This is a genomic window from Acinetobacter sp. XH1741 (assembly GCF_041021895.1).
Lineage (GTDB): Bacteria > Pseudomonadota > Gammaproteobacteria > Pseudomonadales > Moraxellaceae > Acinetobacter.
Map to the genome: position 1 here is coordinate 2520798 of NZ_CP157428.1, position 26016 is coordinate 2546813.

Consider the following 26016-nt stretch of genomic DNA (forward strand, 5'->3'; position numbering starts at 1 on the left):
AATAAGAAATTCCTTTTTATTCTGTATCTTAGCTGCATAGTATATCTCAACCTACTCGATTCATTCGTAATTGCTATTATGATATTACTTAGTTGTATCAACCAATTTTAATGGGATAAAAAATGGAAAATGATAAATCCCCTTTGCCTGAAAGTGTTAAGCAAGTTAGCTTCTGGCAAGCCTTTTTATTTTGGCTCAAGCTGGGCTTTATTAGCTTTGGAGGACCTGCTGGACAAATCGCCGTCATGCATCAGGAGTTGGTTGAACAAAAGCGTTGGATTTCTGAAAAAAGATTTTTGCATGCACTGAACTACTGCATGTTGTTACCCGGTCCTGAAGCACAGCAATTGGCAACCTATATTGGTTGGCTTATGCATAGAACTGCTGGTGGATTAGTTGCAGGTATTTTATTTGTATTACCGTCTTTATTTATTTTAATTGGGTTGTCTTGGGTCTATATAAAATTTGGAGACGTCCCTGTTATTGCAGGGATCTTTTACGGGATTAAGCCAGCTGTTACCGCCATTGTTTTTCATGCAACTTATCGAATAGGCAGTCGTTCACTTAAAAATAAGTTTCTATGGTTCGTCGCAATTGCAGCATTTCTGGCAATATTTGCCTTAAAACTCCCTTTTCCTCTTATTGTTTTATCAGCAGGCATTGCAGGTTATTTAGTTAGTAAAAAGTACCCTGAGCTCCTTTCCTCTGCAGCTGGTCATAAAGCTAGTCAAAAAGATTATGGTAGTGCTTTAATTGATGATGATACCCCTACGCCCGAGCATGCTAAATTCCATTGGGCACGATTAGCTAGACTTATTTTTATGGCAATCGTTCTATGGCTATTACCCATTTTAGCTTTAGGCGCATATTTCGGATGGCATCACTCTTATACTCAAATGGCATGGTTCTTTACTAAAGCAGCATTGCTTACTTTTGGTGGTGCTTATGCGGTTTTACCTTACGTCTATCAAGGTGCTGTTAATCATTTTGGCTGGCTTTCACCCACTCAAATGATTGATGGATTGGCACTTGGGGAAACCACACCCGGCCCGCTCATTATGGTAGTTGCCTTTGTTGGCTTCTTAGGAGGTGTCAATCATTCGTTACTGGGTACTGAGCATCTATTTTTTGCTGGAGTACTTGGTGCAGTCATTGTGACTTGGTTTACTTTTCTTTTTTCATTTGTCTTTATTTTTGCAGGTGGACCTTTTATTGAATCTACACATAATGAAATAAAGTTTACGGCGCCACTCACTGCGATTACTGCGGCAGTAGTCGGTGTCATTTTAAATCTGGCATTATTTTTTAGTTATCATGTGCTATGGCCGCACGGTTTTTCTGGTCACTTTGACGCTATTTCAGCCGTCATTACCATTGCAGCATTTATTGCTTTATTCCGCTTTAACGTTAACGTGCTGTACGTCATTTTTGCATCGGCACTGATTGGCTTAATTGTTTATCTTTTATAAAAATTGCAAGGCGTCCTTTACCTTAATTGTGAAGGACTCATTCCATAGAACTGTTTAAAACGATGGCTTAAATGACTTGCTGAGCTAAAACCACACACTAAGGCAATATCTTGCAAAGAAAGCTGAGAAGACTGAATCAGGCCCTTTGCTTTGATTAAACGTCTTTGCATAACATATTGGTGAGGAGCCATATTCATAGATTGCTTAAACATGTGTGCAAAATGATATTCGCTTAAATTCACAACATTTGCTAAATCAGACAAAGTCAGCGCTTGATCGAGATGATCTTCAATCCATTCCTGAATATATTTGAGTTTATGAGGAGCGAGCCCGCCTTTAATCGTCGGCTGTTGCCATTGAACACTGCTATATCTTCGAATTAAGTGATTTAGCAATAAACTGGCTGTAGTACTCATTTGTAAGTGGTTTGCTGAATCGCTCCAGTCACAATCTAGTAGGAAAAACTGATATAGCGCACGAATCCGTTCATCGTCATTAAAGACAACTTCGTTTAATTCAATTTGATTAGGCTCTTTGTCCCATATTTTTTCAGCAACATCACGCAAGTGCTGGTCGGTATAATACAAGTGAACAAATTTAAGCCCACCTCGTATATCCCAAGTCGACTCCTGATGCTCAGGCAATAAACAGAAACGCCCCGGCCCCCCACCATTTTTCCAGCCCGCAGGTGTTTTTTGATAGCTTTCATAGCCATCTTGAATATACAGACTTAAAGTATGGTGATCGCTACAGACACTTACACGATCTTGCTGATTAGACCAAAATGCAAGTTGCATATTTTCATCAAGCACCACGGTTTCGTGAAGCTTGGCTTTAGATTGCTGTAGCTGTTCTAAAGTTTGATAGGCCATGCAAAATAAAAACGAATATCATTGAGCTTAAGTTAACCATATTCAGCAAAATTCAGCTAGTTTAGATCTATAAAAAACGCAAGATCTTGCATGTACAACACAAGAATATATACGTGAAAAATGAAGCATTCCTAGATACTTAAACTTGGTAATCGAGGATGAACTTATGAATATTTTACTCTATGTTGCGGTGGTGTTGATTTGGGGAACAACATGGATTGGAATTGCCGTTCAGAGCCATTATGCAACACCTGTTGTCGCAATTTTATGGCGTTTTGCCATTTCTGCCTTATTACTTTGGGTCGCTTTACTATTTTCAGGAAAATTACAGCGAATTGCTTTAAAAGATCACTTGTTCTGTATGCTGCAAGGGCTTTGTGTTTTTGGCCTAAACTTTATTTGTTTTTATACCGCAGTTAAATATGTAAACAGCGGTTTAGAGTCCGTCATTTTTTCGATGGCTGTTTTCTTTAATGCCATTAATGCGCTGATCTTTTTTAAGCAGAAACCTTCACCAAACTTTGCTCCAGCTGCACTGTTAGGCTTAGGTGGCATCGTTTTACTCTTTTGGCATGACCTCATAAATAGTCAGTTTAATGCGCAGTTATTAATGGGTATCGGGTTATGTGCTATAGGCACTTACGGTTTTTCTTTAGGGAATATGATTAGTGTTAGACATCAAAAGCGTGGTCTAAATATCTTTTCAACGAACTGTTATGCCATGACCTATGGATCTTTGGTGATGTTAAGTCTGGCTTTATTTACTGGCCAAAATTTAATGCCTCCGATGAATTTCCCATTTTTAAGTTCAGTACTTTACTTGGCTGTATTTGGTACAGTGATTGGGTTTTCTGCTTATTTTTCTTTGGTTGGACGCATTGGTGCAGCCAAAGCAGCATATAGCACGTTGCTTTTTCCTTTAGTTGCTCTAACTGTTTCTACTTTCTTTGAAGGTTATGTATGGACGCTAAATGCTGTATTTGGAATTTTATTAATCTTACTTGGCAACTACTTAATGTTCAGTAAGTTTGAAATTGGAAAAAAGTTATTTAGTAGTCAAAAAAATTGTGAGAAGCAGGCTTAAAAGCCTGCTTTTTTATAAGTGCTGATACAGATTTAGCAGTGGGTTTTTAGCATTAGCTCAAAATCTTTTAAAGCCGCAGCAGCAGTGGCTAAGGGCGCAGATGCTCCTCCACTTACAACAAGCTCCCCCATTTCTTTCGTTAACACCCGAATGCATTTATTAGAACCTTGCAGATGAGCAAAAGGATGATTTGTCGGGACTAGCCGTAATTCAACACCTGTTTGAATTTGCTGATTTTCAATATGAATAAAACCGACCAGACGAGGAACTAGATTTTCTTTTTTCCAATCACGAATATGATCGGCAGTCACATGGCTAATGCTTTGTTTTGGAATATCTTGAATTTTTACATCAGCGCCTAAAACAGTGTTAGCTAATATCGTAATTTTGGCTGCGGTATCCCACCCATCTACATCGAAAGAACTGTCAGGTTCTGCAATACCCTTTGCTTGAGCTTTTTCAAGTGATTCTGCAAATGTACATTCATGTTGTAACATATCATTTAAAATAAAATTTGTGGTTCCGGTAAAAACACCTTCAACTTCTAAAATTTGACAGCCCGCCAAGTTATATTCAAACAAATCAACGGTCGGTAACGCCGCAGCCGTTGCACCGCTAAAAAATAATTTTTGCTGATGTGTATGTGCCAAATTAATTAATTTTTTACCATTTACGACTAGAGCACCTTTCGATACTGCAATCGCATTCATGTTATGTGTTAAAGCATAACTTAAATAAAATAGGCCTTTTCCACCTGTCACATAATCACTTGGGCCAGTCTCAATAATAACATCGGCTTGAACCTGTTCTAAAAACTGTTGTTCAGTTAAGCCTGTTTGATACTTTGACTTATCTAACCACTGAGTAGCTTGCAAACCTTCTTGATCAATTAAGCCTGATGATGAGTTACACACACCGACTAAGCGGGCATCAATTTGATATTTATCTTTATAATATGCCGATCGAATTAAAAGAAGCTCTGCAATTTGTTGCCCAATCCGCCCAAAACCACAAATTGCCACGTTAACTCGCTTCATATCGCTTTCTCAAAATTTAAGTGGTTTAAATCAAATTTCCAAAAATAGTTTTAACGCCTCATCTCTGGAAATTCAGTATTCATAAAGATGGTTAAAATACTATATCTCTTAGATATTTGTTAGATTAACAATCTTAATAACCATATAAATTGCGACAGCAAAAACCATTAAAGCAAAGACTTTTTGTACAATTGCCGCTGGAATAAAACGAATGGCTCGGCGACCTAATAACATACCTGCCATACATGCAAGTGCAAATGCACTAGTAATGGCTACTGGATAATGAAAACCCTCTGCAATATGCATCATAATACTTATGCCACTAATGAGAAAAATAATCATCAGTGAAGTTGCAACAATACTATGCATATCTAAATTAGTGACTTTTCTAAGCGCTGGCACAATTACAAAGCCACCACCAACACCTAGCATGCCAGTTAAGAGTCCCGCAATAATTCCAATACTTGCAAGCACACCACCAGTTTTAAAATTCCAGATAAAACGCCCTGTACTTGGGTTGACCTGACACGGTGGGTTATGAAAATCTGATACTCGGTTACTAATGAGCCGATAGCCCACTGTAAACATGACTAAGCTAAACATTAACATGAGCCAGACAGGCGAAATCGTGTTAGCTATTAAAATGCCGATATGCGCCATAGGAGCACCAATTAGGGCAATCCAGATTGCAGCGCGGTAACGGACAATCTTTTTAAATAGCCCTTCAATGGTTCCAATAAGTGTAGATAGCGCAACAGCGAGTAAACCAATCGGTGCTGCTTGTGCCACACTCCAACCTTGACTCGACATTAGTGCAGGGACAGCAAGAATACCGCCACCGGCACCAGTTAGACCAAGTAAAAAGCCAATCACGATGCCTTCAACGACAAGTAATAACATATCAAAAGCCTAAAATTGCATATACATCATTTACAGTGGACTACCATATGATGAGTGAGTAAGTTCTCATCTTCTTGCGAAGCTTTAGTCGCTTCTCAGGGTAAAGCGTTGCTTTACTCATCCTCTTAACTCGAACATAGTTCTCGTCTTGCGCTCGTACAAAGCGTTGCTTCGTTTATCCTCTTAACTCGAACACAGTTCTCGCCTTGCGCTCGTACAAAGCGTTGCTTTGCTTAACCTCGCTCAGGTTTGACCATCCACTCGCGGCCTTTGAGCATGCCTTGCCAGTAAATCGGTGGTAAAATCTGTTCTTTGAGTAGCCATGCCAAACGAGATGGTTTTTGCCCATCAATTACCCATTTTGGAAAACTTGGAAGCAACTTACCGCCATAACCAAACTCTGCTAGTACGATTTTTCCACGCTCTACCGTAAGTGGGCATGAGCCATAGCCATTGTATTCACAGAAGTTCTGCTCACCTTTGAGCTGGGCGATCACATTTACAGCAACGATTGGTGCTTGTGCACGTGCGGCAGCAGCCGTTTTTGCATTAGGTGCATTCATCACATCACCTAAAGCGAAAATATTGGTATGCTCTGTGTGTTGTAAAGTCTGAGGATTCACACTGACCCAGCCTGCTTCATCAGTAAGTGTACTGGCACGAATAAAATCAGGTGCTTGTTGCGGTGGAACAACATGCAACAGATCAAAATCAGTCTCGACCAATGCTGCATTTTCATCATTTACGACCTTAAACCATGCTTTTCTTGCAGGCCCATCTACTTTGACGAGTTGATGGTTAAAGTGCAGTTCAGAACCATATTTTTCGACGTATTGCATTAGTGCAGGTACATATTCCTTCACGCCAAATAAAACGCCACCAGTGTTATAAAAATGGATAGAGATATTCTTAAGCTTGCCTTGCTTTAACCAATAGTCAGCTGAAAGGTACATTGCTTTTTGAGGAGCACCCGCACATTTAATCGGCATGGGTGGTTGGGTAAAGATTGCCTTTCCACCGTTTAGCTGTTGCACCAGTTCCCATGTATACGGCGCTAAGTCATATCGATAGTTAGACGTCACCCCATTTTTTCCTAAGGTTTCGACTAAACCTTCAATGCTATGCCAGTTGAGTTTTAAGCCTGGACAAACAACCAAGGCTTTATATTGAATAGGCTGGCATCCTTCCAAAATAACCTGATTATGCTCAGGGTCGAATCCAGCAACTGCGGCTTTCATCCATTTTACTTTTGAAGGAATCACACTTGCCATTGAGCGTGCGGTTACTTGTGGTTTAAAAATACCACCACCGACCATAGTCCAGCCCGGTTGATAATAATGGGTATCTGCCGGATCAATAATGACAATATCTAAATGAGGTTCACGAGAAAGTAAGCTCGATGCTACAGAAATTCCAGCTGCTCCAGCGCCAACTATCACGACGCTATAACAAGGAATGGTGGCTGGCTCATGATCCCGTTTCAAAATACGTGGCACTAAACCTTTCAAGTTAAACCCAAGTTTATTACCCAATTCCACTAACAGAGCTGCATCTTTTGGAGCAACTTCGGCCAAAGCCCATAAACTCATTGCACGCATACCAGAGCGGCAATACGCTAAAACAGGTTTTGGTGCATTCTGATAAAGCTGCTTAAACTCGGCAACTTGCTCATCGGTAATTTTGCCACTCGTAACAGGCTGATAAATTACGTTTAGGCCATACTGCTGAGCGGCTTCTTCAATTTCAATCACATTACGCTGGTCTGCGCCTTCTCCATCTGGACGATTACATATCAGAGTTTTTATGCCCTGATCTGCAATTTTTGCGACATCATCAGCAGTGATTTGAGCTGCAACATAAAAATCTTGATTAATTCGTTTGAGTTCCATATTGCCACCTTATAATTGTGAGATTGAGCCACAAGCCTGATTGGCAGGAAGTGCTTTATCGATTTGTTTTGGGTATGGTAGATTTAGGTTATTCATCAATTTAATAAAATCTTCGCGCGAGCGGTTTTGACCTAGGCGTGAGTTATTTAAGCGTTCATAACCAATTGTTGAAGATAAACGACCTTTATAGTCATGTCCCGGATACACAATAGTGTCGTCAGGCAGGCTGAAAAGTTGTTTATGAATACTGTCATAAAGTGTGCCTGCATTACCTTGCTGGAAGTCAGTTCGACCACAGCCATCAATTAATAATGCATCACCAGTGAAAACCATATTTCCCACCAAATAACTTGTACAGGCATTGGTGTGACCGGGTGTATAACGTGCTTCAATAGTGAGATTACCCAATTTAAGTGTGCAACCATCTGTAATTAAAATATCTCCGCAACTTACATCTGAGTTTCGATGTAAAACTGATTTGCAACGGAAACGTTCGCGCAGTAAATTTGCAGCAGTAATATGGTCTGCATGAACATGTGTATCTAAGGTATAGATGAGCGTAAATTGATGCCGCTCTAATTCTTTTGCATAAATCTCTATATCTGATGCAACTGGGTCAATTAAAACTGCTTCTCTCGTTTCTTCACATCCAAGCATATATGTATAAGTCGAACTTTCTTGTTCAAAAAACTGTTTAAAGAACATGATTTATACCCTAATAATTTATTTCTTTCCTATATTTTGCAAATAAGATGCCAATTATCTAAAATTAAATAATAAATATAAAAATCATATATTTAAAATAAAAAATGAAATTAAAATTGGAAAACAAACTTCGCTTGATGTTCCTTTGAAACTAAAGTATGTTTCAATGAAACGATAGTGAAACACAGACAATGGCAAAGTTGAATTTTGAGTCAGAACAAGATTTTTATATTTTATTTGAGCAGCTTAAGGCTTTATTCCCGAGTGCAAGCTTATTTTTAGCAGACACATCGACTCACGCAATTCACTATAAATTTAACACCAACGATATTTCTGTTGAGAGTATGGCAGCGCTTACTCAAGATCACCACAATCAATATCTTGAAATTAATACCCCTAAAATAAGAAAGCGATTTATCTACCAAGAACATGATATTTATATTGCCGAGCATCGCATTATTGGCAAGCTCCATATTTTACAGCCAGTTGGCGCAGAAAATGATATTGCTGATGAAGCAGAGCTAACAGAACAATTACAAGACTTAGCTAAAGTTTTTAATAGCTGCTCACCAGAAATGGCTCGTATGTTTTCAATTATTCAAAGGGTGGCAATTACTGAATTTCCCGTGCTTGTCCGCGGCGAATCTGGTAGTGGTAAAGAACTGGTGGCGAAAGCAATTCATGATTATAGCCAACGTAAAAATAAGATTTTTGTAGCGATCAACTGTGCAGCTCTTAATGCCAATATTCTAGAAAGCGAACTGTTTGGGCATGTGAAAGGTGCTTTTACAGGAGCAATTCGTGACCACAAAGGTGTGTTTGAACGTGCCGCTGGCGGAACGCTGTTTCTGGATGAAATTGCCGAGATTCCTTTAGAGCTTCAAGCAAAATTATTACGGGTGTTAGAAACAGGTGAATTTACGCCTGTCGGTGGTGAAAAAGCGATTCAAGCCAATGTTCGGATTATTACCGCAACACATAAAGCTTTACGCGAAGAAGCTAAGGCCGGGCGTTTCCGCCATGATCTACTCTATCGTTTACGCGTAATTCCAATTTTTATACCGCCACTTAGAGAACGAAAAGTTGATATTCCGCTCATTGTCGATCAGATTTTAAAAGAAAGCTCAACTCAACTAGACACAATGCCTCGTCATGTCAATCAAAAAGCTATGCAGGTTCTATTAAATTATGACTGGCCGGGAAATGTTCGTGAGCTAAAAAACACCCTGCTTTATGCTTTAACCATGGCAAATGGTAAGGACGCAATAGATATTGAAGACTTACCAAATGAACTTTTAAATGCAGATGATTACGTTAAATTACCAGAATCAAATACAGAGCTTACTCCCGAAAATGTGCAGGCAGCTTTGGAAAAATATAACCATAACCTAAATATGGTCGCGAATATTTTTGGAATTAGCCGTACTACCCTTTGGCGATATAGACAAAAACATAAGCTTTAACTAGGTATTTAGCTCATCTAAGGCGTATCATATTGCAGTTGGTTAGGTCCATTAGTTCAAAGGCTTTCTATGATTGTTCGCGATAAAAGCAGCGTTTTTAAACTCTTATTTGCATGGAAAGGAACTGTTCTACCCAAGGTTTTACCTGCTCTCATTTTTGTTGTGCTTATTTCAGCATGTGTGGTTTGGCTTTCTTATTACCATTGGATTCAAATCCCTACCGTACCTGCGATCGGATTTACCATCTTTGGCGTGATTCTTTCCATTTGTACGGGCTTTAGAAATAATGCCTGTTATGACCGTTGGTGGGAAGGTCGTAAACTTTGGGGCGCACTAATTGCCAATGCCAGACATATTGTCAGAGACAGCCATGTTCTATCCAATGAACAACGTGAACATTTAATCCATCAGGTCTTAATTTTTAGTAATTTATTGCGTGATCGCTTACGCCAGCAAACCGCCGAGCCAACCAAATTTCTTGAACACGCCTATTTAAATAACTCCTCACTCGATTATTTAAATGAGCATATTAATGCGCCTCAGTTTGTACTCGAAAATATTCAAAAAGATTTAGTCAAAGCCCTAAAAGATGGCGAAATTAGTGACATTATCTATGGCACATTGACGCGTCATATTGTTGAGCTAGGTAATATCCAAGCAGGTTGTGACCGTATTGCCGGTACACCTTTACCTTACTCTTATTCTGTACTTTTACATCGCGCTGTTTATTGTTTCTGTTTCATATTACCGTTTAGCCTAGAAGCAGCTTTAGGTATTTGGACACCGCTTATTGTCGGCTTAATCGCTTACATGTTTTTAGGTTTAGATGCCTTAAGTGCTCAAATTGAAGAACCTTTTGGTTTGCAAGAAAATGATTTACCGCTTGATTCAATTGTACGTTTGATTGAACGAGAGTCTTTAAGCTCTTTAGGGCAGCCATTACCCCCTATTATTGAAGCCCAAAACAACAATTTACTTTAATAAAAAAGAGCGAATCATCGCTCTTTTTTTATAGGCTTAAGTGTCTATTTATGGATGTACAATAATCTTAACGGCTGACTCATTGTTATGAATTAATGTTTCAAAACCTTTTGAAATCAAATCATCAAGTTGAATGCGCTGGGTAATAAAAGGTTCCAGATTTATTTTACCTTCTTCGACCAATTTAATGGTTTCCTGATGATCATTTACATAAGCAATTGTGCCTCGTACATCAAGCTCTTTCATTACTACACTATGCACATTAATTGATGCAGGGTGGCTCCAAATCGAAACAATAACAATAACGCCTGTTGGTTTCACTGCCGCAACCAAAGTATCTAATACCTTGTTAACGCTACTACATTCAAACGCGACATCAACACTATTGCCATTAGTAATTTTCATGACCTCAGAAACAACATCAACTTCTGATGGGTCTAAAATATAATCTGCGACTCCCGACTCTTTGGCTTTTTCTTTACGTTTTGCACTTAGCTCTGTAATGATTACCTTAAGACCTTTCGCTTTTAAAATTGCCGAAAGTAATAAACCAATTGGGCCGGCTCCGCCAACCAGTGCAATATCACCAGCTTTTGCACCACTACGAACATAAGCATGATGACCCACAGATAATGGTTCAATTAAGGCCGCCTGATCGAGTGGAATTTTATTGGAAATTGGATGCACCCAACGGCGTTTTACCGCAATTTTTTCGGATAAACCACCACCACGACCACCTAAACCAATAAAGTTCATATTTTTGGAAAGATGATAATTATCGCCTGGTCCAGTCGGTACATCATCGGCCACAATATAAGGCTCTACCACCACATGCTGTCCAATTTCAATATCATCAACATCTTTACCTACGGCATAGACCACACCTGAAAACTCATGTCCCATGGTAATTGGCGCAGATTCACCCGAAATAGGATGTGGATGTCCACATGGTGGAATAAAAATTGGCCCTTCCATAAACTCGTGCAAATCTGTACCACAGATTCCACACCAAGCCACTTTAATACCTACAGTGCCGGGAGTGACTTCTGGTTCAGGGATATCTTCAATACGAATGTCACCTCTGTCATAAAAACGCGCTGCTTTCATTATGATCTCCCTCAAATCAGGATGTTGTTTTTAGCGATAGACTATTCCGCCGTCCGTTAAAATGGATTGACCCGTAATATAGTCCGAACCTTCACTTGCCAGAAAAGCAACTAATGCAGCTACATCGTCTGGTGTTTGGGCTCTACCTAAAGCAATGCCGCCTACATACTTTTTATAAGTTTCACCAATTGCTGCACCGGTAATTTCAGCAAAACGCTTATCAATTTCAACCCACATGTCCGTTCCGACAATTCCGGGGCAATATCCATTTACCGTAATACCGTGACTGGCATATTCTTTTGCCGCGGCTTGGGTAAGTGCTCGTACCGCAAATTTAGTTGCCGAGTAAATACCGAGTAAAGCAAACCCGTCGTGGCCTGCAATTGAGCAAGCATTAATGATTTTACCTTTATGTTGCCGCTGCTTAAATTTTGCAGCAGCAGCCTGTATTCCCCACAGCACTCCACCAATATTAATATCAACAATTTTTTGGAATTCGTCGGGTGTGATATCCGCAATCGCCTGAACTTGTGCAATTCCAGCGTTATTAATCATGACATCAAAGCCACCAAGTGTCTGCTCAGCATGATTTATAGCGGCATACACTTGCTCGCGGTCACTTACATCAGCAATAAAAGTGCTCGCATTTACACCTAAGGCCTGAATTTCCTGCTGCACATCGTTTAGTCGATCTTGTTTCATATCCACTAATGCAATATGTGCCCCTTCTTGCGCCAAGCGTAGGGCAATCCCACGGCCAATGCCTTGAGCTGCCCCAGTCACTAAAACGACTTTATTTTTTAATCCCTTAACCATGTTCAACTCCTGTAAATGTAGAATTTCTACATATGAATCGCTCGTTGCATGGAAGCCAAAATGGATTCATGCATGGCTTCTGATAATGTTGGATGCGGGAAAATCACTTTAGCTAAACTTTCATCAGTTGCTTCTAGATATTTCGCAATGGCAAATCCTTGGATATGTTCGGTCACTTCATGGCCGACCATATGTGCACCAAGTAATTCACCCGTCTCTGCATGTACCACCGTTTTAACGAAACCTGACGCATCTCCAATTGCCAAAGCTTTACCATTTGCAGTTAAAGAAAACTTACCAATACGTATAGGTAGATTCTTAGCTTTTGCTACATTTTCAGTTAAACCAATACTCGCCACTTGTGGATGAGTAAAAATACAACCCGGAATCTGGTTACGATCCAGTGAATGGACGTTTGCTACACCAGCAATTTTCTCGACACATATTATGGCTTCATGACTTGCTTTATGGGCAAGACACGGTGCACCAGCCACATCACCAATGGCATAAAGTCCTACTACGTTGGTTTTACAATAGTCATCAATTGCCACAAAACCTTGTGGATTCAGTTCTACACCTAAACGTTCTAGTCCTAGCCCTGTGGTATTCGGCTGTACACCAATTGCCGAAAGTACACGCTCAAAAACAAGCGTTTGAACATCATTTGCCGTTTCAACCACACAGTGAACTTGACCATTTTCAATTTGAATACTTTGAACAACGGCATCAGTTAAGACTTTCATTCCTTTTTGTTCAAACTGTTTTCTGACAAATTGAGCAACTTCTGCATCTTCGGTTGGTAAAATTTGTTTAGCCAAATCAATTAAAGTTACCTGACAACCCAAGTCTTGATAAAGGCTGGCAAACTCACTACCAATTGCACCTGAACCTACAACCAGCAAACTTTTCGGTAACTGCTCTGGAACAAGCGCTTCTTTATAGCTCCAGACATATGTTCCATCGACAGGAAGTTGAGGAACATGTCGAGCTTTAGCTCCAGTTGCCAAAATAATATGCGGTGCACTTAAAGCTTGACTGTTTCCTTGAGCATCTGTCACTTCAAGTTTTTCTTTTGCCATAAGCTGAGCACGACCATTAAAAACCGTCACCTGATTCTTTTTAAGCAAGTAATCGATGCCTTGTACTAATTGAGCTGACACTTGTCGGCTATGTTGCACAAGCTTTTGAATATCAAAATCGAGTTGGGATACCTGAAAACCAAACTGTCCGGCATGTTTAAACTGGGTTGCGAGCTCTGCCCCTGCAAGCAAAGCTTTGGTTGGAATACAGCCCCAATTTAGACAAATTCCGCCTAAATGTTGCTCTTCTACAATTGCGGTTTTTAACCCGAGCTGGGCTGCACGAATTGCAGCCACATACCCACCCGGTCCCGCGCCAATCACAATTAAATCAAATTGAGCTTCTGACATGGGGGTCCTCCTACACCAAAATTAAAGCAGGGTTTTCAACAAACTGCTTAAAGCTGGCCAAGAATTTCGCCCCAACTGCACCATCAATGACTCGGTGATCGCATGACAACGTCGCTGTAACAATCTCACGAACCACTACATTGCCATTTTCAACAACAGCACGTGATTCAGAAGCACCTAATGCCATAATTGCACCTTGCGGTGGGTTGATAATGGCATCGAACTGTTTAATGCCTAACATTCCTAAATTTGAAATGCTAAAGCTGCCTCCCTGAAACTCGTCAGGTTGTAACTTGCCAGTCTTGGCACGCGTTGCCAAATCACGCATGTCATCGGAAATCTGTGCTAAAGACTTCTGATTCGCAGCTTTCACAATTGGTGTAATTAAACCGTTTGGAATCGCTACGGCCACCGAAATATCCGCTTGAGAGAACTGTAAAATTGATTGAGTCGCCTCATCAAATTGAACATTCACCTCAGGTACTTTAATCAGTGCCGCCGCCGCTGCCTTAATTAGCATGTCATTAATCGAAAGTTTCACTTGTGGAACAGTCTCATTAATCTGCTTACGTAGTTTTTGCAAAGCCTCTACGTTAAGATCGACCACTAAGCGGAAATGCGGTGCGTTACGTTTTGCAGCCTGTAACCGTGAAGCAATTGCTTTCCGCATCCCATTCATCGCCACAGTAGTAATGGTCGATTGTAGTTGAGCTGCACATTGCACAGGTTGTTCATTTACCGATGTTGGGTTATTACGATAGTAAACTGCCTCAACATCTTCTTTACAAACACGGCCACGAGTACCTGAAACACGACAGTCATTTAGGTTAATGCCCCACTGCTTTGCTAAACGACGTGCTACAGGCGTCGCTAAAACTTGGCTATCATCGGCCGTAGATTTAACCACTTTAGCTTGAGTTTGCTGCTTAACATCAGGCCATTGACCACCAGCAGCCTGTACAGCCTTCTGGATGTCTTGAACACTAATACGTCCTTCACGACCAGAACCTGTGACTTTTGCCAAGTTTACATTGTGCTTTTCTGCAAGCTTTAACGCATGTGGTGTTGCAAACAAATCATCAGATGTTTGGTAGCCTTGTAATGACTCTGGTACAGCGTAGTCACCTTTCGCTACCTTTACAGGAACTGGCGCACTAGCTGCTACAGTCTGTGGTTGTTCTGCTTTTTCAGCAACAGGTGCAGATGTTTCCGCTTTACTTTGCTCCGAAGGTGCTTCAGGTGCTTGAGCTGCTGAACCACCTAGTGATGCGATAAACCTTTCAATTTCTGCATCAGAAACTTCACTATCAGCACATACGGCAATAAGACCACCAACAGGTAAAGTATCACCATCTTTCGCTAAAATTTTACGGAGCGTTCCAGCAAAAGGCGCTTCTAACACATTGACGATTTTTGTGGTTTCAATTTCACAAATTTCATCGCCCTTATTAAAGCTATCACCCTCTTTAATCAACCATTGGGCGATCGTGCCTTCTTCCATGGATAATCCCCATTTCGGGATCTCCAGCGTTTTAATTTCGCTCATCCTAAGCCTCCAATGTTTTTCGCACAGCTTGCTCAATACGCTCTACACTTGGAATCCATTCTTTTTCTAAAACTGGAGAGAATGGAACAGGCGTATGTGGTGGCGTTACGAGTTCAACAGGTGCTTTCAAATAGTGGAAACCTTTTTGCGCGATCAGGGCAGCAACATCATGACCAAAGCCACAGCGTGCTGCTGATTCGTCCACAATAACCACACGCCCAGTCGATGCGACAGACTCTAAAATTCCTTCTTCATCTAGAGGTGAAATCGTACGAGGATCGACCACTTCAACCGAAATGCCATCTTTTGCCAGTTTGTCTGCTACTTCATTAGCACGGTGTACCATCAGGCCTAAAGCAATAATGGTCACGTCTGTCCCTTCACGGGTGTAATTTGCTACACCAAAAGGAATGGTATAGGCCTCATCAGGAACTTCACCTTTAATGTCATAGAGCATTTTATGTTCACAGAACACCACTGGGTCATCATCACGAATAGCCTGAATTAATAGCCCTTTCACATCATATGGGCTAGATGGAACTACAACTTTTAAGCCCGGAACCGCGGCAAATACGTTATATGGCGACTGAGAATGCTGAGCTGCTGCAGAGAAACCCGCGCCAATCATGCCACGTACAACCATTGGTGCTTTTGCCTTTCCGCCAAACATATAACGGAATTTAGCGGCTTGGTTATAGAGCATGTCATGACACACGCCGTAGAAGTCCATAAACATTAAATCGGCAACAGGACGTAAACCTGTTGCAGCAGCACCAGCGGCCATACCGATAATTGCAGACTCGGTAATTGGCGTATCAATAACACGTTCCGAACCAAATTCTGTCCATAAACCTTTGGTTACGCCCAATACACCACCGAAACCTTCTAACTGATTTTCTTCAGTATTTTTACCGCCGTGCCCACCACGAACATCTTCACCAACAACAAATACGGTTGGATCACGGCGCATTTCTGATTCAATGGCTTCTTTAATTGCATTACGAAAACTTTTATTTGGCATCTTTACTATTCCTTTAGTAAGAGACATAGACGTCAGTAAGGAGTTGTTCTGGTTTTGGGTATGCCGCAGCACGGGCTTTAGCAACGGCATCATCAACATTTGCCTTTGAAGCTGCATCAATCTCGTCTAGTTTGGCTTCATCAATTTTGCCTTTGACTTTCTCACGGAAAATTTTCAAAGGATCTTTATTTTCTTTAATGAACTCGACTTCTTCTTTAGAACGAATCAAGCCAGGGTCACCTTCAAAGTGGCCATAAAAACGGTTTGTAATGGTTTCAATCACGCTCGGACCTTCACCACGGCGTGCACGTTCAATGGCAGTTTGAGCGGCTTCATAGACAGCAAAGAAGTCTGTACCGTCAACTTTAACTGCCGGTAAACCAAAGCCTGCTGCACGGCCAGCAATGTCTTTGCTTCCTACCGCGTAATCATGACCAGTACCTTCGCCAAAACCGTTATTTTCAAAAACGAAAATTACTGGAAGTTTAAGAACAACAGCCATGTTCATCGCTTCAAAAGTAAGGCCTTGGTTTGAGCCGCCGTCACCTGTAAAAGACAGTCCGACACCACCAGTCTTTAAGGTTTTCGCTGTCAACGCCGCACCAATTGCTAAAGGAGGCCCACCACCTACAATTCCGTTGGCACCGAGCATACCTTTATCCAAATCGGCAATGTGCATAGAACCGCCTTTTCCACGACATAGCCCGTCATCTTTACCGAAAATTTCTAGCATCATGCCGTGAATGTCACAGCCTTTTGCAATACAGTGTCCATGTCCACGGTGTGTTGAAGTGATATAGTCTTTGTCGGTTAAGTTTTCGCAAATCCCAACTGCAACAGCTTCTTCTCCACTATATAAATGAATAAAACCTGGAATATCACCATTGGTATTTTCTTCGTGAAGTCGATCCTCAAATTCACGAATATCACGCATGCGTTTATATGCTGCGAGTAATTGCTCTTCCGTTAATTGCATATCCTTTTCCTTTATTATCTTGATTATTTAAAACCAACCAAGTTCAGCGAAAGTTATATATTTCGCTACAAATAATAAAGCTCAATTTAATTTAATATGCTATTAGACTAAAAAGTTTTAAATTATTTTAATGCTTATTATTTTTTATTTTTCATAAACTTAAAAATTAAAAATAATTTTAAAAATTTTTAATAAATTTCATTAGCTTGTAAAACAAACCTTTAACCAACCTTTATTAATTTACAATGTTAACCGTGTACTATATTCGTTAATAAATCCTCTATTATTTTATTTAATGGATCGTAATTTTTATTATATAGAGTCTAGTCACATATTATTAAAAATATGAAATGGAATTTTATATATGGACCTAAAAAGGCAAATAGAAGCAGGTATTAAATTAAGAGGAATCGATAAAGTTTCTCGTATTCCTATTAAAGTTTTACCGACCGAGGAGTTACCTAAGAAACCAGACTGGATTCGGGCAAAAATAACTGATTTCGAAGAAATTCAACGCATCAAAAATCTGCTGCGCCAACAGAAGTTGCATAGCGTTTGCGAAGAAGCGGCATGTCCAAATTTACCCGAATGTTTTGGTGGCGGTACGGCAACTTTTATGATTATGGGAGATATTTGTACAAGACGTTGCCCTTTCTGCGATGTAGCTCATGGTCGTCCAATGCCTCTAAATGAAAATGAACCGAAACACTTGGCAGAAACAGTCGCAAACTTAAACTTAAAATATGTCGTGATTACTTCTGTAGATCGAGACGATTTACATGATGGTGGAGCAGCACATTTTGTAAAGTGTATAGAAGAAATCAGAAAGCGTTGTCCAGAAACACTAATTGAAATTTTAGTACCTGATTTTCGTGGTCGTTTAGAAACTGCTCTCTCAACTTTGAGCTTATCTCCACCAGATGTGTTTAATCACAATATCGAGACAGTTCCTCGCTTATACAAAGCAATGCGTCCCGGCTCAGACTATCAACATTCACTAGAGTTGCTAAAACGTTTTAAAAAATACTGTCCTGATATCAAAACCAAATGCGGCCTAATGGTTGGATTAGGAGAAATTGAGGCAGAAGTACTGGCTCTACTCAACGATTTAAAAGATCATCAAGTAGATTTAGTGACTATTGGACAATACTTACAGCCTTCGAAGTCACATGCCCCTATTCATCGGTTTGTAAATTTACAAGAGTTTGAAAGGTATACTCAACATGGCAAAAGGCTAGGCTTTAAAAACATTTGGAGTGCGCCGATGGTGCGTTCTAGCTATTTTGCTGATCGACAATATTTCGGTGAACCTGCACCGAAGCCATTTTCAAGAGAGGATGTCTTGTCATAAAACAAGATGAAATAACAAAACTTACCCAATTGGCTAATGGTCAAATCCATTAAAATTATTTAAGGTAAATGAAATAACGAGGAAATAGTCACAATAATAAAAGTAAACCTGTTGAGCGGCCACGGATACGCCATTTCAGCAATAAAGGAATTTCGATATGGATATGTCAAAACAACTATTATTACCGTCAATAGAACACCTTCCGTCTTTCTTTAGACAGGAAACACACCCTAAATCAGCGTATTTAGCGAATAAACCGTCATTAGATCTTGATGCCGCACCTATATTTGATCTTGATCAGGAATGGCAGCAGTCCTTGTTTGGACGCTCAATTCACGAGTGTCACAGAAATTTAATGCATATTGCAGAAGATGCCGATATGGCAATTGGTGTAACGGATCCTCATGGTACCCTACTTTGGACATGGAGCAGCACACCTATGCGCTCATCTGCTGAACAAGTCCATTTTGTTGAAGGTGGGCAATGGTCAACTCAAGCGGTTGGACAAAATGCAATTGGTCTTGCACTCAATACACATTCTGCAAGCTGTGTTTACTCACATGAAAATCAGATGAATAGTGTTAGAGACTGGGTGTGTTATGCCGCGCCTATAACCGATGCAAGTACAGGCCAGTTTTATGGGATTATGAACTTATCGACAAAGTACCAAAAGCATAACTCTCTTGGTATTTTAGCCGTTGAGCGCTGTGCTGATATCGTAAAACAAGCCATTCAGCTTCACCAAAAAAACATTTTATATATTAAAGCTCTAGGCACTCCTAAAGTTCAATATAATCAACATGCTTTAACGCTTACACAGCGCCAAATTGAAATTTTATGTATTCTTGCATTATGCCCAGAAGGCATTAATTTAGAAGAGCTTCACTATGCTTTATATGGTGACCGTCCAGTAAGTACGACGACTTTAAAAGCTGAACTTTCCCAACTTAGAAATGTGATTCCCGATGTGATTGAGTCACGTCCATATAAACTTAATTGTGAAATTCAGTGTGATTTCTTAATGGCAGAGCAAGCATTAAATCTAGGTTTCACATCGACAACCCTTACTCTCTATAGAGGGAGTTTCTTAGCCAAATCAGAAAGCCCATTCTTATGTGCGTGGCGAGATTGCTTTGATGCTCGCTTAAGTCATGTGATTTACCAAATTGATGATGTAGATCAACTGTTACGCGTGGTCAGCCGTGTACCAGACCGTGTTGATGCCGTTGAACGTTTACTTGAATTATTACCAGAAGATACGCCTTATCGGGCAAAACTTTTAAAATTACTTGAATAAAATAAAGGCAATAAAAAAGGAAGAAATTTTATATTTCTTCCTTTTTATAAAAAATCAAACTTTTGTTGCAAGCTGAACTTTATAACAGTCATCTAAAGCCAGTTCATAATAACGTAGCCCTTCCTCAACCGCATTAAACGCCTTGACCTGCCAGTCTGGTCGGTCATTACATAAACGTTTAATTAATTCCATAGCTTCATATGGATGTAAATCATCATAGTGGGCATGAGCACGTAACCACGCTAAAGAACGCTTATCAATGGTGACCTGAGGGTGATCGGTATATGCATGAATACCTTTATAAACCTGAATTGACCAGTCGCCTGTTGCCCATTCAATTGCCAAATTGGTAGCCGCCAAACATTCCGCTAAATTACCACGATAGCTCATATTCCATAGAAAATGATTGACCGCGTTCATTGCAGCAGGTGGCCGCACATTATCCAGCTGATCTACAGTTAATCCGAAACCTTTAGCCCAATCACGATACCATTGTAAATGTCGTTCTTCGACTTTAATATTTTGGATTAACCAATCTCGTGCTTCTGTAACACCCGGTTCAGCAAAAGCTGTTGCTTTAGTTAACGCACCCGCCATATACGATGGGAAATGCGCCACCAATGGATAGAAATTAAGTAAGGCATAACGGAAACTTTCAAGGCTCAATCCCCCATTGGCCATTTCAGTAAAAAACGGATGTTTACTCACCCGTTCTTTCACTGGTAAAAGATCCTCCCAAAACCGCTGAGACCATCCATTATGCGGTGTAATTTCTAAACTCATTCCATATTGATTTAGAGCAGTCATTGCTAATTTTCCTATTTATATGACAGCAATCATCTGTACTTCACGGCTATAAGTCTATCCGAAAATGATAAAGATACAATCTTTAATCGACCATTTGTAACTTTTTCTCAAAGCTTTTGAGTCTTTAGATAATTGTGACGCTAATCATTGAAATGTCGTGATTTTTATCACAATAAGGGCCTATAAAAATCATTACTTTTTTAAAAAATCTGTATTATTATTTTGAATAAACCACACAATATATAACCAATATTTTTAGATGGAACTTTAATAAAACAAGTCGCATTTTATGCCAACTTCCAATATAGAGAGCATTAATTATGAAGTTGCAAGGTTCCAATATATTGGGACAGGAACAAATAGATTTATTAACCACACGCGGATTAAACTTCGTATGGTTTCCAAAAAAACTTGAAACGATTTATCGTTCTCAATATCAAAATGGTGCAGCCTATGAGTTTCGCTATAGAGCACCTATTATTTTAATATTATATTTATTTTTAAGCTTTGGTATATATCAAGTTTTACCAACCGAGCAAGTTTTATCCTGGTTAAGCTATTATTCTTGGGTAGGTAAGAGGTGGTCCCACATGTTTGAACAACTAAAAGCTTATTTATAAGTGATACTCTGCTCTAGTTAAGCTACCTTATTTTGTTGTGGTAGCTGGTCATAGTAAAACTCATCTGGAGTCATTTTGTCCAGACTCGAATGAGGTCGTTTCAAATTATAAAATTCAAAATATGCGTTTAATTGCTTCTTCGCATCCAAAACATTGCTGTAGGCTTTGAGATACACCTCTTCATATTTAACGCTCCGCCATAATCGTTCAACCATCACATTATCAACCCATCGACCTTTACCATCCATGCTGATTTGGATGTCATTTGATTTCAATACATCAATAAATGCATCACTGGTAAACTGACTGCCTTGGTCTGTATTAAATATTTCAGGTCGACCATATTTTTCAATAGCTTCATTTAATGTTTCTATGCAAAATGTAACCTCCATACTAATCGATACTCTATGCGCAAGTACCTTGCGGCTATGCCAATCAATCACAGCACATAAATAAACAAAGCCTTTTGCCATAGGGATATACGTTATATCCGTAGACCACACTTGATTACTGCGCTGAATAGCCAATCCTTTGAGCAGATATGGATATTTGCGGTGAGCTTGATTAGCCTGGCTTAAATTTGGTTTGCAATATAACGCATTAATGCCCATTTTCTTCATTAAAGTACGTGTATGACGTCGTCCTATATGATGTCCTTGACGATTCAACAAATCACGCATCATACGGCTACCTGCAAAAGGGTATTGCATATGTAACTCATCCATACACCGCATCAGCTTCAGATCTGATGCACTCACAGGTTTTGGGCGATAGTAATAACAACCACGGGAGACTTTCAGCAGCTGAGCTTGCTTAGATACTGAAATCTGAAGTGAGTCATCGATTAACTTTTGTGGTTGAAGCGGCCCAGTTTCTTCAACACACCTTCTAAAAAATCAATTTCTAATGCCTGCTCACCGATTTTTGCATGTAGTTTTTTTAGATCGATGGGTGGTTCTGTTGGAGCTTTTGATTGATCGAAAGCTTGCGAGGAAGCTGAAATCAGTTGATTTTTCCAGTCGATAATTTGGTTTTGATGAACATCAAATTCAGCACTCAATTCAGCAAGTGTTTTTTCTGCTTTAATCGCAGCAAGTGCTACCTTAGCTTTAAAATCATTTGAATGATTTCTTCTTGGTCTACGTGCCATAAAATACTCCATATATTGATGTTTATAACATCATTTGGGGAGCAAAATATCACTTATAAGTGTTGTTCAAATTTCCTGATCCACCTCTGTATAATTGTTTTAATTGCATGGATTTTATCATTTATTAAAAAATTAAATCAGTGGTTTGATTATTATGTCGGAATTGGCTCTGCCTCCGCCGTTGCTATCACCTTTATTTTAATTAACGTTTTAGAAAACGGCCAAGATAATGTTCTTTTTCATGCAGCAATGATGTATGCGATTGTGATTATTTATGGTGCGGTTGGCATGCGTTTTTATACCGCCATTATTGCCGGTTGGGTCGGTGGTCTTATTGGTATTTTGGTCAGTACCTATGTGAAAGGTGACATAGACTGGACGTTTTTGAACCGAACCTATACCTTTAGTAGCTTCTTAGGCATGACCCTTGCCTATGCAACAGATCGTCAGCATCGGGAAAACTATTTACAAAACTGCATGATTGAGCTCAATCGTATTGAACTTATGCAACAGGCTCAGCAACTGTCATTACTTTCTCAACAAGATGCTCTAACTGGACTTGCTAACCGACGTTATCTTGATGAAACACTTGATAATGAATGGAGACGTGCTCTACGCCATGAAACGCCACTTACCATTATGATGGTGGATATTGATTTCTTTAAATCCTATAACGACACCTTAGGGCATATCAAGGGTGACCAATGTTTAAAAGATATTGCTACTGCGATTTCTTCGATTGCTGCTCGTAGTGGAGATTTGGTTGCTCGTTATGGTGGTGAAGAGTTCTTACTCCTCTTCCCTATGACCAATGCACAGCAAGCCCAAATTCAGGTTGAAAGATTAATGAATGCAATTAAAAAAATTGCAATTGTTCATCCATGCAGTGCTGTTTCACCCTACGTGACAATCAGTGTAGGAGTAACAACCACTATTCCACGCTTAAATGATTCAATTGCTGCCTTTGTTACTCGTGCTGACCACGCACTATATCAAGCAAAAACAAATGGGCGAAACCAGTACCAAATTGCCTTAAATGAAGAACAACTTGTTGATTTAACTTAATGATTAATTAATAGATTGTTTAAATATTAATTTAAAATTTTGTGCGTAATATTTTAAATGATTTGATCTTAATAAGCATAAAAAAAGCCCCACAATCTTGATTATGTGGCTTTTTCAATCCAGTAATTAAAAGCTATAACTATGGTTCAATAGGAGCAAATGGTGGAACAACATCGGCATTTTGAGCACGATGACGTAAGAAATGGTCCATTAAAACAATTGCTAGCATAGCTTCTGCAATTGGAGTTGCTCGAACTCCAACGCATGGATCATGACGACCTTTGGTCAAGACATCAGTATCTTCACGATTTAAATTAATCGTTTTACCTGGAGTTGTAATACTAGCTGTTGGTTTGAGTGCAATAGCTACTCGAATGGTCTGTCCACTTGAGATACCACCCAAAATACCACCCGCATGATTCGCTAAAAAACCATTACTGGTTAACTCATCACGAGTTTCATGACCAAATTGGCCTGCTACTGCAAAACCATCACCGATTTCTACACCTTTAACAGCGTTAATGCTCATCATCGCATGTGCAATATCGGCATCTAAACGGTCAAAAACAGGTTCACCCCAGCCTACCGGAACTTTCTCAGCTAAAATTTCTAGCTTAGCTCCACAGCTTGTACCTTGTTCACGTAAAGACGTAACTAATGCTTCAAAACGAGCAACTGCATCTACATCGCCACAGAAAAAAGGATTATTTGGAACTTCATTCCAATCTAACTTTTCCGTAACTTCATTACCAATTTGAGTGACATGACCACGGATCAACACACCAAATTTTTCTGCTAAATATTTTTTAGCAATAGCACCCGCTGCAACACGCATAGCAGTTTCACGGGCACTTGAACGGCCACCACCACGATAATCACGGAAACCGTACTTTTGTGTATAGGTATAATCGGCATGACCCGGTCTAAAGGTTTGCGCAATATTTCCATAATCTTTCGATTTTTGGTCAGTATTACGAATCAGTAAACCAATTGGCGTACCAGTCGTTTTACCCTCAAACACACCTGAAATAATTTCAACTTGATCAGGCTCTTTACGCTGAGTCGCAAACTTTGATGTACCCGGCTTACGGCGATCCAAATCTATTTGTAGATCTTCTTCGGTTAATGCAAGGCCTGGTGGCACGCCATCAACAATTGCCATTAGCCCAACACCATGCGATTCACCGCATGTGGTTACACGAAAGAGTTGTCCAATAGTGTTCCCTGCCATATGTCCAACTCCTTATGCTTGTTCTTCAAATAATTTTCTATAACGACGACATTGTTCAGCAGTCAAAGCAAAAATACCTGAGCCACCTTTTTGGAAAGTAAGCCAGTTGAAATCAATGGTATTGAAGTTCTGACGCATTGCCCATTCAGAGTTACCCACTTCAATGACAATTAAACCATCTTCTGTCAAATAATCTGCTGCTTGAGCAAGCATTTTACGTACTAAGTCTAAACCATCTTGACCCGCTGCTAATGCAAGTTCAGGCTCATGTAAAAACTCTTCTGGTAGGTCAGCCATATCTTCGGCATCAACATATGGCGGGTTACTTACAATTAAATCGTACTGATTTTCAGCTGGAATTTTGGCGAATAAATCAGATTCAAGTAACGCAACTTGATATTGCTTATTGTGGTGTTCAACATTGATTGAAGCTACTTCTAAAGCTTCCTTAGAGATATCCGTTGCATCTACTTCTGCTTCTGGATAAGCATAAGCCAAAGCTACAGCAATACAGCCAGAACCTGTACACATATCTAAAATACGCTGTGGGGTCTTAGGTTTTGGATTTTCTGGTAAGCTGTTGAGTGCTTCACGCATTTGACCATTTTCATCTAAACAATACGGCGCAAAACGTTGCTCAATTAACTCTGCAATTGGTGAACGTGGAATAAGTACACGCTCATCCACATAAAATGGCTTATTAAAGAAATAAGCTAAATTTAATAGATAAGAAGTCGGAATACGGTCATTAATACGACGCTCCAACAAACTTAAGAATTCTGCTTTTTCACTTGGTAAAAGCTTAGCATCTAAAATTTCTGAGTCTGCTGACCATTCAAGTGATAAGGTTTGTAAAACTAATGCAGAACTTTCTGCAAAATAATCTTCAGTACCTTGTCCTAAATGTGCATCATGTTGACGTAATGCTGATACCCCAAAACGAATAAAATCTCGAATTGTTGATAAATTTTCAGCAGCTTCCTGTAAATGTTCAGGGCTAATCGTCGGTCGCTCCACTTAGGCGTCTCCAAAGGCAAATTTTGCAAAGTGACTATTCTACTGAGTGAAACCAAGCAACGCAACGCTTTGCCTTGTGAACCCGTGTTTTACACACCTATCTCGAATAATCACAGCTTAAAATCAGAATACTTTGTTTTAATTAAGAAATAATGAACTTTTAAGTAGGGTTAAATTTAGTC

The 26016-nt window shown here is 39.7% G+C and carries 21 protein-coding genes and 2 pseudogenes; 8 read left to right on the plus strand and 15 right to left on the minus strand.

Annotation, left to right across the window (positions count from 1 at the left end; genetic code table 11):
• Positions 1-122 precede the first annotated feature (122 nt).
• Positions 123-1469: a chromate efflux transporter gene (chrA, locus tag ABLB96_RS11960; RefSeq protein WP_348898327.1), complete on the plus strand. Its 1347-nt coding sequence runs from the start codon at positions 123-125 to the stop codon at positions 1467-1469.
• A gap of 17 nt (positions 1470-1486) precedes the next feature.
• On the opposite strand, the gene ABLB96_RS11965 is transcribed toward chrA, so the two are convergent.
• The gene (locus tag ABLB96_RS11965) at positions 1487-2341 is read right to left on the minus strand and encodes a helix-turn-helix domain-containing protein (protein ID WP_348898328.1); all 855 of its coding nucleotides are present in this window, start codon (positions 2339-2341) and stop codon (positions 1487-1489) included.
• A gap of 166 nt (positions 2342-2507) precedes the next feature.
• Between ABLB96_RS11965 and ABLB96_RS11970 the strand changes: the two genes are divergently transcribed.
• Positions 2508-3425 (plus strand): DMT family transporter, encoded by a 918-nt coding sequence (locus ABLB96_RS11970; RefSeq protein WP_348898329.1) that lies wholly within the window; start codon positions 2508-2510, stop codon positions 3423-3425.
• A gap of 32 nt (positions 3426-3457) precedes the next feature.
• On the opposite strand, the gene ABLB96_RS11975 is transcribed toward ABLB96_RS11970, so the two are convergent.
• The 4 genes from ABLB96_RS11975 to ABLB96_RS11990 form a co-directional block, all read right to left on the minus strand.
• Positions 3458-4462: a homoserine dehydrogenase gene (locus tag ABLB96_RS11975; RefSeq protein WP_348898330.1), complete on the minus strand. Its 1005-nt coding sequence runs from the start codon at positions 4460-4462 to the stop codon at positions 3458-3460.
• Between the two features lie 108 nt (positions 4463-4570).
• Positions 4571-5362 carry a sulfite exporter TauE/SafE family protein gene (locus ABLB96_RS11980; RefSeq protein ID WP_348898331.1) on the minus strand — a complete coding sequence of 264 codons (792 nt, stop codon included), beginning with the start codon at positions 5360-5362 and terminating at the stop codon, positions 4571-4573.
• A 233-nt stretch (positions 5363-5595) separates the two neighbouring features.
• On the minus strand, positions 5596-7251 hold the full coding sequence (locus tag ABLB96_RS11985; protein WP_348898332.1) for a TIGR01244 family sulfur transferase: 1656 nt from the start codon (positions 7249-7251) through the stop codon (positions 5596-5598).
• A 9-nt stretch (positions 7252-7260) separates the two neighbouring features.
• A complete protein-coding gene (locus tag ABLB96_RS11990) occupies positions 7261-7956 on the minus strand; it encodes an MBL fold metallo-hydrolase (RefSeq protein WP_348898333.1) in 696 nt (231 codons plus the stop codon).
• A gap of 191 nt (positions 7957-8147) precedes the next feature.
• Between ABLB96_RS11990 and ABLB96_RS11995 the strand changes: the two genes are divergently transcribed.
• Positions 8148-9419 (plus strand): sigma-54 dependent transcriptional regulator, encoded by a 1272-nt coding sequence (locus ABLB96_RS11995; RefSeq protein ID WP_348898334.1) that lies wholly within the window; start codon positions 8148-8150, stop codon positions 9417-9419.
• Between the two features lie 69 nt (positions 9420-9488).
• Entirely contained in the window at positions 9489-10400 is a 912-nt protein-coding gene (locus ABLB96_RS12000; protein ID WP_348898335.1) for a bestrophin family protein, read from the plus strand.
• 48 nt (positions 10401-10448) lie between these two features.
• On the opposite strand, the gene ABLB96_RS12005 is transcribed toward ABLB96_RS12000, so the two are convergent.
• Genes ABLB96_RS12005 through ABLB96_RS12030 form a run of 6 tightly spaced genes read right to left on the minus strand, consistent with a single transcriptional unit; the run spans position 10449 to position 17296 of the window.
• Entirely contained in the window at positions 10449-11507 is a 1059-nt protein-coding gene (locus tag ABLB96_RS12005; RefSeq protein WP_348898336.1) for a 2,3-butanediol dehydrogenase, read from the minus strand.
• A 30-nt stretch (positions 11508-11537) separates the two neighbouring features.
• On the minus strand, positions 11538-12323 hold the full coding sequence (locus ABLB96_RS12010) for an acetoin reductase (RefSeq protein ID WP_348898337.1): 786 nt from the start codon (positions 12321-12323) through the stop codon (positions 11538-11540).
• A 26-nt stretch (positions 12324-12349) separates the two neighbouring features.
• Positions 12350-13753 (minus strand): dihydrolipoyl dehydrogenase, encoded by a 1404-nt coding sequence (gene lpdA, locus ABLB96_RS12015; RefSeq protein WP_348898338.1) that lies wholly within the window; start codon positions 13751-13753, stop codon positions 12350-12352.
• A gap of 10 nt (positions 13754-13763) precedes the next feature.
• A complete protein-coding gene (locus tag ABLB96_RS12020) occupies positions 13764-15299 on the minus strand; it encodes a 2-oxo acid dehydrogenase subunit E2 (protein WP_348898339.1) in 1536 nt (511 codons plus the stop codon).
• Position 15300: 1 nt separating this feature from the next.
• A complete protein-coding gene (locus tag ABLB96_RS12025; protein WP_016805198.1) occupies positions 15301-16320 on the minus strand; it encodes an alpha-ketoacid dehydrogenase subunit beta in 1020 nt (339 codons plus the stop codon).
• Between the two features lie 13 nt (positions 16321-16333).
• On the minus strand, positions 16334-17296 hold the full coding sequence (locus ABLB96_RS12030) for a thiamine pyrophosphate-dependent dehydrogenase E1 component subunit alpha (protein WP_191000137.1): 963 nt from the start codon (positions 17294-17296) through the stop codon (positions 16334-16336).
• A gap of 364 nt (positions 17297-17660) precedes the next feature.
• Here ABLB96_RS12030 and lipA point away from each other — a divergent pair, with 364 nt between their 5' ends.
• Both lipA and ABLB96_RS12040 read left to right on the plus strand, forming a co-directional pair.
• Entirely contained in the window at positions 17661-18647 is a 987-nt protein-coding gene (lipA, locus tag ABLB96_RS12035; protein WP_348898549.1) for a lipoyl synthase, read from the plus strand.
• Between the two features lie 157 nt (positions 18648-18804).
• Positions 18805-19944, plus strand: coding sequence for a transcriptional regulator (locus tag ABLB96_RS12040; protein ID WP_348898550.1), 1140 nt, complete (start codon positions 18805-18807; stop codon positions 19942-19944).
• A gap of 54 nt (positions 19945-19998) precedes the next feature.
• Here ABLB96_RS12040 and ABLB96_RS12045 read toward each other — a convergent pair whose 3' ends face one another.
• The gene (locus tag ABLB96_RS12045; protein ID WP_348898551.1) at positions 19999-20751 is read right to left on the minus strand and encodes an iron-containing redox enzyme family protein; all 753 of its coding nucleotides are present in this window, start codon (positions 20749-20751) and stop codon (positions 19999-20001) included.
• Between the two features lie 320 nt (positions 20752-21071).
• On the opposite strand from ABLB96_RS12045, the pseudogene ABLB96_RS12050 reads away from it, so the two are divergent.
• A pseudogene (locus ABLB96_RS12050) lies at positions 21072-21326 on the plus strand (GGDEF domain-containing protein); the annotation flags it as partial.
• A 62-nt stretch (positions 21327-21388) separates the two neighbouring features.
• Here ABLB96_RS12050 and ABLB96_RS12055 read toward each other — a convergent pair.
• A protein-coding gene (locus tag ABLB96_RS12055) for an IS3 family transposase (RefSeq protein ID WP_225367773.1) occupies positions 21389-22521 on the minus strand; the annotation gives its coding sequence in 2 pieces (ribosomal slippage) (positions 21389-22269 and positions 22269-22521; 1134 coding nt in all).
• 90 nt (positions 22522-22611) lie between these two features.
• On the opposite strand from ABLB96_RS12055, the pseudogene ABLB96_RS12060 reads away from it, so the two are divergent.
• Positions 22612-23586 (plus strand): annotated as a pseudogene (locus ABLB96_RS12060) (GGDEF domain-containing protein); the annotation flags it as partial.
• A gap of 139 nt (positions 23587-23725) precedes the next feature.
• Here the strand turns inward: ABLB96_RS12060 and aroC are convergent.
• Both aroC and prmB read right to left on the minus strand, forming a co-directional pair.
• Positions 23726-24817, minus strand: a complete 1092-nt coding sequence (aroC, locus tag ABLB96_RS12065; protein ID WP_348897072.1) for a chorismate synthase — start codon at positions 24815-24817, stop codon at positions 23726-23728.
• A 12-nt stretch (positions 24818-24829) separates the two neighbouring features.
• Entirely contained in the window at positions 24830-25834 is a 1005-nt protein-coding gene (gene prmB / locus ABLB96_RS12070) for a 50S ribosomal protein L3 N(5)-glutamine methyltransferase (protein ID WP_348897073.1), read from the minus strand.
• Positions 25835-26016: the final 182 nt, after the last annotated feature.